The 14,435-nt window shown below is 71.6% G+C and carries 11 protein-coding genes; 9 read left to right on the top strand and 2 right to left on the bottom strand.

Annotated features, from left to right (window positions below; genetic code table 11):
* Nucleotides 1-67: 67 nt before the first annotated feature.
* Both clpB and KVT44_RS44515 read left to right on the top strand, forming a co-directional pair.
* Entirely contained in the window at nt 68-2,653 is a 2,586-nt protein-coding gene (gene clpB / locus KVT44_RS44520; RefSeq protein ID WP_190171321.1) for an ATP-dependent chaperone ClpB, read from the top strand.
* A 173-nt stretch (nt 2,654-2,826) separates the two neighbouring features.
* Nucleotides 2,827-3,363: a YbjN domain-containing protein gene (locus KVT44_RS44515; protein ID WP_067374173.1), complete on the top strand. Its 537-nt coding sequence runs from the start codon at nt 2,827-2,829 to the stop codon at nt 3,361-3,363.
* A 15-nt stretch (nt 3,364-3,378) separates the two neighbouring features.
* On the opposite strand, the gene KVT44_RS44510 is transcribed toward KVT44_RS44515, so the two are convergent.
* Nucleotides 3,379-4,578, bottom strand: a complete 1,200-nt coding sequence (locus KVT44_RS44510) for a hypothetical protein (RefSeq protein WP_180292912.1) — start codon at nt 4,576-4,578, stop codon at nt 3,379-3,381.
* A gap of 106 nt (nt 4,579-4,684) precedes the next feature.
* On the bottom strand, nt 4,685-5,899 hold the full coding sequence (locus KVT44_RS44505) for a pyridoxal phosphate-dependent aminotransferase (protein ID WP_217573745.1): 1,215 nt from the start codon (nt 5,897-5,899) through the stop codon (nt 4,685-4,687).
* An 860-nt stretch (nt 5,900-6,759) separates the two neighbouring features.
* On the opposite strand from KVT44_RS44505, the gene KVT44_RS44500 reads away from it, so the two are divergent.
* The 7 genes from KVT44_RS44500 to KVT44_RS44470 all read left to right on the top strand — a co-directional run bounded on the left by KVT44_RS44500 (nt 6,760) and on the right by KVT44_RS44470 (nt 14,340).
* Complete coding sequence (locus tag KVT44_RS44500; RefSeq protein ID WP_054231344.1) at nt 6,760-7,281, top strand: DUF2617 family protein; 522 nt, start codon at nt 6,760-6,762, stop codon at nt 7,279-7,281.
* A 193-nt stretch (nt 7,282-7,474) separates the two neighbouring features.
* Entirely contained in the window at nt 7,475-9,118 is a 1,644-nt protein-coding gene (locus KVT44_RS44495) for a polyamine aminopropyltransferase (RefSeq protein ID WP_217573743.1), read from the top strand.
* Nucleotides 9,119-9,197: 79 nt separating this feature from the next.
* Nucleotides 9,198-10,007: an SRPBCC family protein gene (locus tag KVT44_RS44490; RefSeq protein WP_217573741.1), complete on the top strand. Its 810-nt coding sequence runs from the start codon at nt 9,198-9,200 to the stop codon at nt 10,005-10,007.
* A gap of 134 nt (nt 10,008-10,141) precedes the next feature.
* The gene (locus KVT44_RS44485) at nt 10,142-10,930 is read left to right on the top strand and encodes an aldose 1-epimerase (protein ID WP_217573739.1); all 789 of its coding nucleotides are present in this window, start codon (nt 10,142-10,144) and stop codon (nt 10,928-10,930) included.
* Nucleotides 10,931-10,940: 10 nt separating this feature from the next.
* Nucleotides 10,941-11,489 carry an orotate phosphoribosyltransferase gene (gene pyrE / locus KVT44_RS44480; RefSeq protein ID WP_190171316.1) on the top strand — a complete coding sequence of 183 codons (549 nt, stop codon included), beginning with the start codon at nt 10,941-10,943 and terminating at the stop codon, nt 11,487-11,489.
* A 184-nt stretch (nt 11,490-11,673) separates the two neighbouring features.
* Nucleotides 11,674-12,696: a class II fructose-bisphosphate aldolase gene (gene fbaA, locus KVT44_RS44475; RefSeq protein ID WP_060901612.1), complete on the top strand. Its 1,023-nt coding sequence runs from the start codon at nt 11,674-11,676 to the stop codon at nt 12,694-12,696.
* A gap of 126 nt (nt 12,697-12,822) precedes the next feature.
* Complete coding sequence (locus tag KVT44_RS44470; RefSeq protein WP_217573737.1) at nt 12,823-14,340, top strand: MFS transporter; 1,518 nt, start codon at nt 12,823-12,825, stop codon at nt 14,338-14,340.
* The last annotated feature ends 95 nt before the right edge of the window (nt 14,341-14,435 follow it).

Below are 14,435 nucleotides of genomic sequence, written 5' to 3'. Positions count from 1 at the left end.
TCAACTTTGTGTACGTTGGGTGAGTCAGTCCGTACATCAGGGTCGTATTGAGGAGGAGAACGCGAACGTGGACGCCGAGCTGACCAACAGGAGCCGGGACGCGATCAACGCGGCCACCAGCCGGGCCGTGTCCGAGGGGCACCCCGACCTCACCCCTGCCCACCTGCTGCTCGCGCTGCTCGGTGGTCAGGAGAACGAGAACATCACCGACCTGCTGGCCGCGGTCGACGCCGACCAGGCCGCCGTACGGGCCGCGGCCGAGCGCGTCCTCGCCGGCCTGCCCAGCGTGACCGGATCCACCGTCGCGCCCCCGCAGCCCAACCGCGAACTGCTCGCCGTCATCGCCGAGGCGGCCGACAAGGCCAAGGAGCTCGGGGACGAGTACCTCTCCACCGAGCACCTCCTCATCGGGATCGCCGCGAAGGGCGGCCCGAGCGGCGACGTACTCTCCCAGCAGGGCGCCAGCGCGAAGAAGCTGCTTGAGGCGTTCCAGAAGAGCAGGGGAGGACGCCGGGTGACGACCCCGGATCCCGAGGGCCAGTACAAGGCACTCGAAAAGTTCGGTACGGACTTCACCGCCGCCGCGCGCGACGGGAAGCTCGACCCGGTCATCGGCCGGGACCAGGAGATCCGCCGGGTCGTGCAGGTGCTGTCCCGACGCACCAAGAACAACCCCGTCCTCATCGGTGAGCCCGGCGTCGGCAAGACCGCCGTCGTGGAGGGGCTCGCCCAGCGGATCGTGAAGGGCGACGTACCCGAGTCCCTCAAGAACAAGCGGCTCGTCGCGCTCGACCTCGGCGCCATGGTGGCCGGGGCGAAGTACCGGGGTGAGTTCGAGGAGCGGCTGAAGACCGTCCTCGCCGAGATCAAGGACTCCGACGGGCAGATCATCACCTTCATCGACGAGCTGCACACGGTCGTCGGCGCGGGCGCGGGCGGCGACTCCGCCATGGACGCCGGCAACATGCTCAAGCCGATGCTCGCCCGCGGTGAGCTGCGGATGGTCGGCGCCACCACCCTCGACGAGTACCGCGAGCGGATCGAGAAGGACCCCGCCCTGGAGCGCCGCTTCCAGCAGGTCCTGGTCGCCGAGCCGTCCGTCGAGGACACCATCGCGATCCTGCGCGGACTCAAGGGCCGCTACGAGGCCCACCACAAGGTCGTGATCGCGGACAGCGCGCTGGTCGCCGCGGCCACCCTCTCCGACCGGTACATCACCTCCCGCTTCCTCCCCGACAAGGCCATCGACCTCGTCGACGAGGCCGCCTCCCGGCTGCGCATGGAGATCGACTCGTCCCCCGTCGAGATCGACGAACTCCAGCGTGCGGTGGACCGGCTGCGCATGGAGGAGCTGGCCCTCGACAAGGAGACCGACCCCGCCTCCCGGCAGCGTCTGGAGAAGCTGCGCCGCGACCTCGCCGACAAGGAGGAGGAGCTGCGGGGCCTGACCGCCCGCTGGGAGAAGGAGAAGCAGTCCCTCAACCGCGTCGGCGAGCTGAAGGAGAAGCTCGACGAGCTGCGCGGCCAGGCCGAGCGCGCCCAGCGCGACGGCGACTTCGACACCGCCTCCAAGCTGCTCTACGGCGAGATCCCCACCCTGGAGCGGGACCTGGAGGAGGCCTCCGAGGCGGAGGAGGAAGCCGCCAGGGACACCATGGTCAAGGAGGAGGTCGGCCCCGACGACATCGCGGACGTGGTCGGCTCCTGGACGGGTATCCCGGCCGGGCGTCTCCTGGAGGGCGAGACCCAGAAGCTCCTGCGCATGGAGGAGGAGCTGGGCCGCCGTCTCATCGGCCAGAGCGAGGCCGTCCAGGCCGTGTCCGACGCCGTACGCCGTACCCGCGCCGGCATCGCCGACCCGGACCGGCCCACCGGATCCTTCCTCTTCCTCGGCCCGACCGGCGTCGGCAAGACCGAACTGGCCAAGGCCCTCGCGGACTTCCTCTTCGACGACGAGCGGGCCATGATCCGCATCGACATGAGCGAGTACGGCGAGAAGCACAGCGTCGCCCGGCTGGTCGGCGCCCCTCCCGGGTACGTCGGCTACGAGGAGGGCGGCCAGCTCACGGAGGCCGTGCGCCGGCGCCCGTACAGCGTCGTCCTGCTGGACGAGGTCGAGAAGGCGCACCCGGAGGTCTTCGACATCCTCCTCCAGGTGCTGGACGACGGACGGCTCACCGACGGACAGGGCCGCACGGTCGACTTCCGCAACACCATCCTCGTCCTGACCTCGAACCTGGGCAGCCAGTTCCTGGTCGAGCCGCTGACCTCCGAGGAGGAGAAGAAGCAGCAGGTCCTGGAGGTCGTGAGGGCCTCCTTCAAGCCAGAGTTCCTCAACCGCCTCGACGACCTCGTGGTCTTCTCGGCCCTCAACAGGGAGGAGCTGGAGCGCATCGCAGGGCTCCAGATCGGCCGCCTCGCCAAGCGGCTGGCCGAGCGCCGGCTCACCCTGGAGGTCACCGACGCGGCCCTGGCCTGGCTCGCGGACGAGGGCAACGATCCGGCGTACGGGGCCCGGCCGCTGCGCCGCCTCGTCCAGACCGCGATCGGCGACCGGCTCGCCAAGGAGATCCTGGCGGGCGAGGTCAAGGACGGCGACACGGTCCGGGTGGACGCCTTCGGGGACGGCCTGATCGTGGGGGTCGCGCAGTAGCCCGGACGGGCTGATTCTCAGCGGTCGACGGCGCCGGTCCAACGGCGCCGTCGTCACTGGCCGCAGCGGATACACACTCCCGGTGGTGGTGTCCGTGCCTTTGCCTGTGGGGGTTGCCACTGACCGCCCGTGATGGGGGAGGATGGCAGCATCCGTACGAAGGGAAATACACGGTGAGCATCGACCCGTCCTCGATTCCGAATTTCGGGGGCCAGCCCGAGCCGCAGCCCGGCGGACCGGCGGGCCCCGTCGTCCCGGATCAGGACCTCGTGAAGCAGCTCCTGGATCAGATGGAGCTGAAGTACGTCGTCGACGACGAGGGTGACCTCGCGGCGCCGTGGGAGGAGTTCCGTACGTACTTCATGTTCCGCGGCGAGGGGGACCAGCAGGTCTTCTCGGTGCGGACGTTCTACGACCGGCCGCACCAGATCGACGAGAAGCCGACTCTGCTGGAGTCCATCGACGACTGGAACCGCCGCACGCTGTGGCCGAAGGTCTACAGCCACACGCACGACGACGGCACTGTCCGCCTGATCGGCGAGGCACAGATGCTGATCGGCACCGGCGTCGCCCTCGAGCACTTCGTTTCGTCGACGGTCAGCTGGGTGCGGGCCGCCATCGAGTTCGACAAGTGGCTCGTCGAGCAGCTCGGCCTCGAGCAGGAAGTCAACGAGGCGGAGGAGAAGCCCGAGGACGACGACGAGGAGTAGTCCTCCCACCAGGTTTTACAGCGGCGTGTGTGCGATGACGACCAGATACGCGCCGTAGGAAAACGAGAGCCCGGCCAGGGCGCCGACCACCAGGACGGCGTGCCAGGGCCGGGCTCTTGCCGTGCGGACCAGCGCCCGGGCCAGCGGCAGCAGCAGCGGGAACGCGGGCAGCAGGAAGCGCGGCTTGCACTCGAAGAACCCGGAGCCGCCGAGCGCGATCAGCAGCAGTACCCCGCTGTGCACGAGCAGGGGCAGCGGGGCACGGTCCGCGATCAGCAGCGCGTACAACAGCACGGCCGCCGCCACGACCACCATCGTCATCGGAAACACGAAACGGTCGCCGTGCGTCAGCAGATGCTGGACGAAGCGCAGCGAACCGGCGCCGAAGTCGAAGCGCGAACCCCACAGCCGCTGCACCTCGAAATAGCCGCCGAGCGGATCTCCCTCGCGCCGGCCCACCCACAGCACATAGCCGCCCCAGCCGACCGGCGCGAGCGCGGCGCCCGTCCACAGCCTGTGGGAAACCCGTCCGCGCCGCCGCCAGACCTCGCACGCCGCCGCGGCCAGCACCGCCGCGGCCACCGCGAGCCCGTTCGGCCGCGACATGCCCGCGAGCGCGGCCAGCGTGCCCGCCCACAGCCAGCGCCCGGTGAGCACCGCGTACAGCGACCAGGCGGCGAAGGCGGTGAGGACGGGCTCGGTGTACGCCAGGGACAGCACGATCGAGTGCGGGAGCAGGCCCCACAGCAGGACCAGCACGGTGGCGACGGCGCGGCCGTGCAGCCGGGCCCCGATCGCGTAGATCCCGCAGGCGGCGACCGCGGCGGCGGTCCAGGCGACCAGCAGCCCCGCCGCGCCGCCGCTCAGCGCGGTCAGCGTGGTGACGGCGCGGATCAGCCCCGGATACAGCGGGAAGAAGGCCAGGTCGCTGTGGACGACGGTGGACCTGAAGTACTGGGTGCGTCCGTAGCCGTGTGCCGCGATCCCCAGGTACCAGAGCGAGTCCCAGGACCGCCCGAGCAGGGCGAGGGGGTGCTTGCCGCCCGCCCAGGCGGTTCCGGCGAGCACGAGAACGCCGACGAGTCGCGCCGTCGCGAACAGCGCCAGCGCCTGCGCGAGAGGGGGCAGGCCGTGCGCGGGGCGCGCCGGGCGGCCGTGCCCCCCGTCACCGGGCTTCGGGGCTGCGGGGGCCGGAAGGGTACTGGCGTGGGTCACACCCGAACTGTGCGTCCCTTACGGGGTATTTGCGAGCTTTACACGCCTGGGCGGGTGCGGTTTCCCCCACTTCGGCGCGCCGTCTCCACCGTCCCGGGCCCCCGTGCTACCAGGCCGCCTTGAGCCGCTTCGCCGCCTCCTCCAGCACCTCGGTCCGCTTGCAGAACGCGAACCGCACGAAGGGCGCGCCCGCCTCCCGGTGGTCGTAGAAGACCGCGTTCGGGATGGCGACGACCCCGGCGCGCTCCGGGAGCGCGCGGCAGAAGGCGAAGCCGTCGGACTCGCCGAGCGGCCGGATGTCGGTGGTGATGAAGTACGTGCCCGCCGGCTGGAAGACCTTGAACCCCGCCTCCGTGAGCCCGGCCGCCAGCACGTCCCGCTTGGCCAGCATGTCCGCGCGGAACGCCGCGAAGTACGTGTCCGGCAGCGCCAGCGCCTCGGCCACGGCGTACTGGAACGGCCCCGACGCCACGTACGTCAGGAACTGCTTGGCCGACCGTACGGCGGTGACGAGGTCCGGCGTGCCCGTCACCCAGCCCACCTTCCACCCCGTGAAGGAAAAGGTCTTTCCCGCGCTGCCGATGGTGACCGTCCGCTCCCGCATCCCCGGGAAGGAGGCCAGCGGCAGGTGCTCGGCCTCGTCGAACACCAGGTGCTCGTACACCTCGTCCGTGATGACGAGGAGATCCCGCTCGACGGCGAGCTTCGCGATCTCCCCGAGCTCCTCGCGGGTCAGGACGGTGCCGGTCGGGTTGTGCGGGGTGTTGACGAGCAGCAGCCGGGTGTTGTCGGTGACCGCGTCGCGCAGCTCGTCGAGGTCGAGCCGGAAGCGCCGGTGGGTGACTCCGTCGCGGGTCTCCTCGTGCGGGCGCAGGGTGACCGGGATCCTGGTCCCGCCCGCCATCGCGATGCTGGCCGCGTACGAGTCGTAGTACGGCTCCAGGGCGATGACCTCGTCACCCGGCTCGACCAGCGCGAGCAGCGACGCCGCGATGGCCTCCGTGGCACCGGCCGTGACGAGCACCTCGCGGTCCGGGTCGTACGCCAGTCCGTACCGGTGCTTCTGGTGCGCGGCGATCGCCGTACGCAGCTCGGGCACGCCGGGGCCCGGCGGGTACTGGTTGCCGCGCCCGTCGCGCAGCGCCCGTACGGCCGCCTCCCTGATCTCCTCGGGCCCGTCCGTGTCGGGGAAGCCCTGGCCCAGGTTGATCGCCCCGGTGCTCAGAGCCAGGGCCGACATCTCGGCGAAGATCGTCGTGCCGAACTCGGCGAGTCGGCGGTTGAGGAGGGGGCGGCGGCCGTTGGAGGTCATGCCGGTCATCCTGCGCCGAAGCTCTGGACTTCCTCAACTCTGCTTTGGCTGGTGAGACGCGAGGGCATCCCCCTGGCACGCAAGAAGCGAGGCGCCCACGGGGGGTCGCTTCGGGGGAACGAAAGGAGGGTGACGCCATGTTCATCGGCTTCATCCTGGCGGTCGTCTTCATCCTGTTCGTCGTGTCGTTGCGTGCCGCCGCCCGCGGCCGGAAGAAGGTCGGGCTCTCGAAGAGCTCGTCGGGTTCGGCGCGGGGCCGCCGCTCGCGGGGCCGGTCCTCGGACAGCTCCGGCAGCTGGTGGGCCGGCGGGGCCGGGGGAGCCGTGTCGTCCTGCGGCAGCGGTTCGTCCGGCGGGCACCACGGCGGGCATCACGGGGGTCACTCGTGCGGCGGGCACTCGTCGTGCGGGGGCGGCTCGTCCTGCGGAGGCGGGTCGTCGTGCGGGGGCGGCGGGGGGTGCGGCGGAGGCAGCTGAGCCTCGCCGGGGGTGTGGGGCGCGGGGTAGAGGGAGGGGCTTCTGCTGCGGGCCGGTGGGGGCCGGCCGCGCCCGCGCGGCGGAGCCGAAGATGTCACCGCCCCGCGCCCCTTACGGTGCGCCGGGGCGCTTCGTTCCGCGCGCCCCGGCGCACGTCGTAGTTGAACAGTTGAACTGTGGAGCCCTCGGGGGGATGGAAACCCTACGAAGTTGGGTAAAAACGCTGTGACGGCGCCACAGTTCATGATTCCCTCTAAACCACCAAAGCAGCCCTCGGATCGTCCCTTCCCCACAGGGCAGACCGGGCTGACCGGGCCGATCCCCCGGTACCGAGGTACCGACCGGGTGCGCCGGATCCCCACCTCCCTTTTTGCGTGCTAGCGGAGCCGACCCATGCTCACGACCCTGAACACCTCGTACACCGACACGCGCGCGGCCGACCTGGCGTGGGCCCTGGGGCGCGAACCGCTCCCCGCGCTCGCCACCCTCGACCTCGAACTCGACGGGGCGAGACTGCAGTTGCGGCTCCTCGGCGCGTCCCACCAGGTCCTCCTGGAGGAGGAGCGGGGCAGCTGTTCGGAAACCGTCGCGTGCATCGCCGGCAGCAGCACGCCGCTTCCGCTCGGGGTGGCCAAGCGGGTCGGTGACTGGGAGTACGAGTTCGCGGCGCGCGTCGAGACGCTCTCCTGTGGGTCGTTCGCGGGGCGGGCGCAGGAGTTACTGGCCCTGGTCTCCGACCACCCCAACGGGCTCGCCGGCGTCTTCCCCGGCAGCCCGCACGCCTTCACCGCGCTGCTCGCCCAGCGCCACGAGGGGCAGGTCCACTGGCGTACGTGGCACGCCTACCCGCAGGACGGTCAGTTGGTGGCGACACGCACGAGGGTGGGGGTACGGGTGACGGCGGCGGTGCTGTGAGGGGGGTGGTGCTTCGGCTGTCGCAACGCGTGCCGTTTCGCCTGCCACTTCGCCTGCCACTTCGCCTGCCACTTCGGCTGCCGTCTCGCCTGCCGACGAACGCGTCATCAGCGCCGGACGCCACACATCGGGACGGCACTTCCACACGTGTGGGTGACGAAGCGTCGTGGTGGCGTGACGTAGCGTTCCACGCGTGATCGAACCGCACGCGCCTGCTCCCCCCGGCGCGCCGCCGCCCTGGGGCGTCCAGGGCCAGGCGCGGCTGCCCGTCCGCCCGGGCATCGGGCGGTTCCTGGTCCTCGCGGGCGTGTTCGTCTGCGCGGCCTGTGGACTCGTGTACGAACTCGAACTCGTCGCCCTCGCCTCGTACCTGATCGGTGACTCGGTCACCCAGGCCTCCGTGGTCCTGTCCGTGATGGTCTTCGCCATGGGCATCGGCTCCCTCGCCGCGAAACGCCTGCGCCCCCGCGCCGCGGCCGGCTTCGGCGCCGTCGAGGCGGCGCTCGCCCTGATCGGCGGCTGCAGCGCGATGGCCCTGTACGCGGTGTTCGCGTGGACCGGCGACTGGGGCGGAGTGTGGACGAGCGGCTCGCGCTACCTCCTGGCGGCCTTCTCCCTCGCCATCGGCCTCCTCATCGGCGCCGAAGTCCCCCTCCTCATGGAGCTGATACAGCGCATCCGCCGCCAGGACCCGGGCGGTGCGGTGGCGGACCTCTTCGCGGCGGACTACGTCGGCGCCCTCGTCGGCGGCCTCGCCTTTCCCTTCCTCCTGCTCCCCCTCCTCGGGCAACTGGAGGGCGCGCTGCTCACCGGAACCGTGAACGCGCTGGCCGGCGGATCCCTCGTACTGGGCCTGTTCCGCGGGGACCTGAGCCGGCGCGGACGCTGGTTCCTGATCATCGCCAACGTCCTGGTCCTCGCCCTGCTCGCCGCGGCCGCCGCCCATGTCGGCGACTTCGAACGCGCGGCCCGGCGCGCCGTCTACGGCAAGGACGTACGCGTCGCCCTGCAGACCGGCGTCCAGGAGGTCGTGCTCACCGGCGGCACGCACGGCCGCCCGCTCGACCTCTTCCTCGACGGACGCCTGCGCGTCAGCGGCCGCGACGAGCACCGCTACCACGAGGCGCTGGTCCACCCCGCTATGAACGGCCCCCACGCGCGCGTGCTCGTCCTCGGCGGCGGCGACGGACTCGCCACCCGCGAGGTACTGCGCGACCCGGGTGTGCGCCGCGTCGACGTGGTCGAACTCGACCCCGGGGTGGTGCGGTTGGCGCGCACCGACCCGGCCCTGTCGGCGCTCAACGCGCACGCGTTCGGCGACCGGCGCGTGCACGTGTTCACCGCCGACGCCTTCGGCTGGCTGCGCGGGGCCACGTCGACGTACGACGTGGTCATCTCGGATCTGCCCGACCCCGGGATCACGGCGAGCACCAAGCTGTACTCGCAGGAGTTCTACGGCCTGGCGCGCCGCGTCCTCGCCCCCGGTGGCCGCCTGGCCGTCCACGCGGGCCCCGTCTCCTCCCGCCCCCGCGTCTTCTGGACGGTCGAGTCCACACTCCGGGCGGCCGGCCTGCGCACCACCCCCTACTGCGTCGGCGGCCGGGACTCCAGTTTCGCGGCCGGCCCCGACCGCACGGCGGGCGCGTCGAGCGCCCCTCGCGACTGGGGCTTCATTCTGGCCTCCGCCACGGGCACGCCCCTGCGCCTCGATCCGCACGGTCCACGCCTGCGTTCGCTCACGCAGCCGTCCCTCACCGCCGACGCTTACGCCGCGTGGCGTACCCGCGTGCCCGGTCTGGCGCCCTCCACACTGGTCCATCCGCGCTACGCCGACTGAGACCCGACTGAGACGGCGGACGGACGAATCCCCGGATACGAGGGTGCGGTGCGGGCCGTCCTGGGTAGGCTCGGCCGACATGGAGCATGAGGTGTTCGTTCCGGTTCAGGCCGAGCGGCTGAGGGAGGCGCTGGCCGATCCCGTACGGGTGGCCCGGGCGGTCCCCGGACTCCAGCAGGACGCCGGGACGCCGCCCGTCTCCGGGCGCCTGAAAGTCCGCGTCGGCGGCCACACCATCACCTACCGGGGGACGGTCCGGGTCACCGCCCGGGACGACGGTTCGTACGCCGTCGAGGGCGACGCCGCCGAGGCGCGCGGCCCCGGCACCGTGAAACTCGCCCTCGCCCTCACCCTCACCCCCGCCGACGGCGGCACGACCGTCACCATCACCGGAACCACCACCGCGGACGGCCGCGTGGCGGATCTCCCCCCGGACGCGGTCTCCGCGACCACGGGCCGCCTGCTGAACCGGTTCGTCGAAAACTTGGCGGAGATGCCGGAGACGCCACCGGGCGCGGCCGAACGGGAGCCGGAACGGGAGCAGGAGCCGGAGCCGGAGCCGGAGCCGGAGGTCGAGCCGGAAGCGGAGGTCGAGCCCGCCCCGGAGGCCGAGCCCTCCGCCCTCTTCGAGGAGGAGGAACCGGCCCCGCCCGCCCCGAGCCGTGTGAACAGGGAGGATGCCGTGGCCGAGGCGGCGCATGCGCGGCGGACGATGATCGGCCGCAGCGCGGAGGAGGTGGACCACGCCCCGCCGCGTGGCCGCTACGCCCCCGTCCCGGCGCCGGAGACCGCCGACGCCCGCGCCACGCTCCGCTGGGCGGCCCCCGCCGCGGCCGTCGCCCTGGCCTCGGCCATCGCCGTCACCCGAGCCCTACGCAAACGCCGCTGACGGCGCCCCGCCAGGGCGCGGGGGGATGTGGGGCGAAGCCCCACCCTTGGGGGCGCGGGGAACTGCGCGACCAGCCCCCACCGTCCCGCGGCCGACAACCCCAACAGGGAATCCGGCCCAGTAGGGTCAACTCCGTGAGTAACGAAGACATCACGCTGACCGCGGGCGACGCGGAAGTGACCGTCACACCCGGCAACGGCGGACGGATCGGCAGTCTACGAATCGGCGACGCCGAACTGCTGCGGCAGGGCCAGAAGTTCGGCTGCTTCCCGATGGTCCCGTGGTGCGGAAGAATCCGCGACGGCCGCTTCCTGGACGGCGCCACCGTCCAGCAGATGCCGCTCAACGCCCCACCGCACGCCATCCACGGCACCGCGCGGGACGGCGCCTGGCGCACCGCCCGCACCGGCAAGTCCGAGGCCGTGATCACGTACGACCTCGTGGCCCCCTGGCCCCACCCCGGCCGCGTCACCCAGCTCTTCACCCTGACCGAGGACGCCTTCACGGTCATCATGTCCGTGGAGACGTACGAGGACTCGTTCCCCGCCCAGGTCGGCTGGCACCCGTGGTTCAACAGGAACCTCGGCCAAGAAGACGTCCAGGTCGACTTCACCCCGGCCTGGCAGGAGGAACGCGGCGAGGACCACCTGCCCACCGGCCACCGCATCGAGCCGAAGCCCAGCCCCTGGGACGACTGCTTCGGCATGCCCGACGGCGTCGACGTCACGCTCACCTGGCCGGGGCAGCTGGAGCTGAAGGTCGCCAGCAGGGAGCAGTGGGTGGTGGTGTACGACGAGCAGGAGGCCGCCGTCTGCGTCGAACCGCAGACCGGCCCGCCCAACGGGCTGAACACCCACCCGCGCCTGGTCACCCCCATCGACCCCCTCGAGGCGACCATGACCTGGAGCTGGCGGCGCCTCTAAGCTGGCGGACATGAGTGACGTACGCGGCGCGCTGCTGCAGCAGATCAAGGACAAGGCCGTGGTGCACGGCAAGGTGACCCTTTCGTCGGGCAAGGAAGCCGACTACTACATCGACCTTCGCCGGATCACGCTCGACGGTGTGGCCGGGCCGCTGGTCGGTCAGGTCATGCTCGACCTGACCGACGAGCTCGACTACGAGGCCGTCGGCGGTCTGACCCTCGGAGCGGACCCGGTCGCGACCGCGATGCTGCACGCCTCCGCCGCGCGCGGGAAGACGCTGGACGCCTTTGTCGTGCGCAAGGCCGGCAAGGCCCACGGCCTCCAGCGTCGCATCGAGGGTGCCGAGGTCAAGGGGCGCCGTGTCCTGGCGGTCGAGGACACCTCCACCACCGGTGGCTCGGTGCTGACCGCGGTGGAGGCACTGCGCGAAGCCGGTGCCGAGGTCGTCGCCGTGGCCACGATCGTGGACCGGGACACCGGTGCCGCCGAGGCCGTCGCCGAGAAGGCCGGAGTGCCGTACCTCTTCGCCTACTCCAAGACGGATCTCGGCCTGGACTAGGGCCCGGCACGGGACCCCGCAGAATTCGGGGTCCCGTATCCCGGACAGGGTGTCTGGAGCATCCGGTCAAGTCTGGAAAGATGGGGACGACGATGACGTCGCCCCCCTAGGTCAGGGCCGAAAGCACCAGTCCCGTCGTGCCGCAGCAGCGGTACGCAGACCCGCACATACAAGGAGCGGACAGATGCCCATCGCAACCCCCGAGGTCTACAACGAGATGCTCGACCGGGCGAAGGCAGGCAAGTTCGCCTACCCGGCCATCAACGTGACCTCCTCCCAGACCCTGCACGCTGCACTGCGCGGCTTCGCGGAGGCGGAGAGCGACGGCATCATCCAGATGTCCACCGGTGGTGCGGAGTTCCTCGGCGGCCAGCACAAGAAGGACATGGTGACCGGCGCCGTCGCGCTCGCCGAGTTCGCGCACATCGTCGCCGCCAAGTACGACATCACCGTCGCGCTGCACACGGACCACTGCCCCAAGGACAAGCTGGACACGTACGTCCGTCCGCTCCTCGACATCTCCGCCGAGCGCGTCGCCAAGGGCGAGAACCCGCTGTTCCAGTCGCACATGTGGGACGGCTCCGCCGAGACCCTCGCCGACAACCTGGCCATCGCCCAGGAGCTGCTCGCCAAGGCCGCCGCCGCGAAGATCATCCTCGAGGTCGAGATCACCCCGACCGGCGGTGAGGAGGACGGCGTCAGCCACGAGATCAACGACTCCCTCTACACCACCGTCGACGACGCGCTGCGCACCGCCGAGGCCCTTGGCCTGGGTGAGAAGGGCCGCTACCTGCTGGCCGCGTCCTTCGGCAACGTGCACGGCGTCTACAAGCCGGGCAACGTCGTCCTGCGCCCCGACCTCCTCAAGGAGCTGAACGACGGCGTCGCCGCCAAGTACGGCAAGCCGTCCCCGTTCGACTTCGTCTTCCACGGCGGCTCCGGCTCCACGGCCGAGGAGATCGCCACCGCGCTGGAGAACGGCGTCGTGAAGATGAACCTCGACACCGACACCCAGTACGCCTTCACGCGCCCCGTCGCGGACCACATGTTCAAGAACTACGACGGTGTCCTGAAGGTCGACGGCGAGGTCGGCTCCAAGAAGACCTACGACCCGCGCACCTGGGGCAAGCTCGCCGAGGCGGGCATGGCGGGGCGTGTCACCGAGGCGTGCGAGATGCTGCGCTCCGCGGGCAACAAGCTCAAGTAGTCACCCGGGTTCCCCCGGTCGGCCACCGGGTTCCCCCGGTCGGTCACCCGGTTTCCCCCGGTCCGGACCGTACGAGAAAGGGCTCGGCACCTCCACGGTGCCGGGCCCTTCCGTATGCTCCGAAGTATGGCTGCGCCTCTGCAGAAGACATCGGGCGAGGGAGCGGGACCGGGTCCCCAGGTGCGGATCTCCAGTCCCACCGGCAAGTGGATCCTGCTGACCACCGTCCTCGGCTCCAGCATGGCCATGCTGGACTCGACGGTCGTCAACGTCGCGCTGCCCACGATCGGCCGTGACCTGGGCACGGGCCTCGCGGCACTCCAGTGGACCGTGAACGCGTACATGCTGACCCTCGCGGGCCTGATCCTGCTCGGCGGGTCACTCGGCGACCGCTTCGGACGGCGCAAGATCTTCGTCCTCGGTGTGGTGTGGTTCGCCTCCGCCTCGCTGCTGTGCGGCCTCGCGCCGACCGGGGGCGTACTGATCGCGGCCCGCGCCCTGCAGGGCATCGGCGGAGCCCTGCTCACCCCCGGTTCGCTCGCGATCATCCAGGCGTCCTTCCACCCGGACGACCGAGCCAGAGCCGTCGGCCTGTGGTCGGGCTTCGGCGGCGTAGGCGCGGCGGTCGGCCCGTTCCTGGGCGGCTGGCTGGTGGACGGCCCCGGCTGGCGCTGGGTCTTCCTGCTCAACGTTCCGGTGGCGCTGATCTGCGCCCCCATCGCCGTGCGCCACGTCCCCGAGTCGTCCGACGGCCGTGCGCACGGCCGGGGCTTCGACGTCCTCGGCGCCGTACTCGGCGCCCTGGCGCTCGCCCTGGTGACGTACGCCCTGATCGAGGCCACGAGCGGTTCCGTACTGGTCTGGGTGTCGGCGGTCGGGGGCGTGGCGGCCGGTGTGGCCTTCGTGTACGTCGAGCGGCGCCGACCCGACCCGATGATGCCGCCGGACATCTTCTCGTCGCGGCAGTTCACGGCCGTCAACCTCGTCACGCTGTGCGTGTACGCGGCCTTCGGCGGCTTCTTCTTCCTGACCGCGCTCCAGCTCCAGGTCGTGGCGGGCTACTCGGCCCTGGGCGCCGGTACGGCACTGCTGCCGACGACCGTCCTGATGCTGCTCTTCTCCGCCCGCTCCGGCGAGCTCGCCCAGCGCATCGGCCCGCGCATCCCGCTCACCGTCGGCCCGCTGCTGTGCGCGACGGGCATGCTGCTCATGCTGCGGGTGGGCCCGCACGCCTCGTACCTCGGCGATGTGCTTCCCGCGCTGGTGGTGATGGGCGCGGGCATGGTGACCCTGGTCGCGCCCCTGACCGCTACCGTCCTCGCCTCCGTGGACGCCGGGCGGGCGGGCCTGGCCAGCGGGATCAACAACGCGGCGGCCCGCGCGGCCGGACTGATCGCGGTGGCCGCGCTGCCCCTGCTGACCGGGATGGGCCCGGAGGCGTACCGCTCGGCGGACGCCTTCAACGCCGCCTTCCGGCGTGCGATGCCCCTGTGTGCCGGGGTGCTGGTCGTCGGGGCGGTGCTGGCCTTCACGACCGTGCGCCGCCCGGCCCCCGACTGCCGGCGCCCCCAGTGCCGTACGCACGGCTGTGTGACGGCCCCGCCACTGGAGCCTGCGCGCCCGCGCCCGCCCCAGCCCCGGTGAGACCGGGAGGCGGGGCCGCCCGTCGTGGCTCCGGGGCGGCTGCTCGGGGCACCGGGTACCCCGTACGGCACAACCCCCGGAGGGTGCCGCAGACT

The organism is Streptomyces sp. GbtcB7 (assembly GCF_019091445.1).
In the GTDB taxonomy this organism is placed as follows: Bacteria; Actinomycetota; Actinomycetes; order Streptomycetales; family Streptomycetaceae; genus Streptomyces; species Streptomyces mirabilis.
The sequence above is the reverse complement of the archived record's forward strand: the minus strand, read 5'-3'. Positions and strand labels throughout refer to the sequence as shown.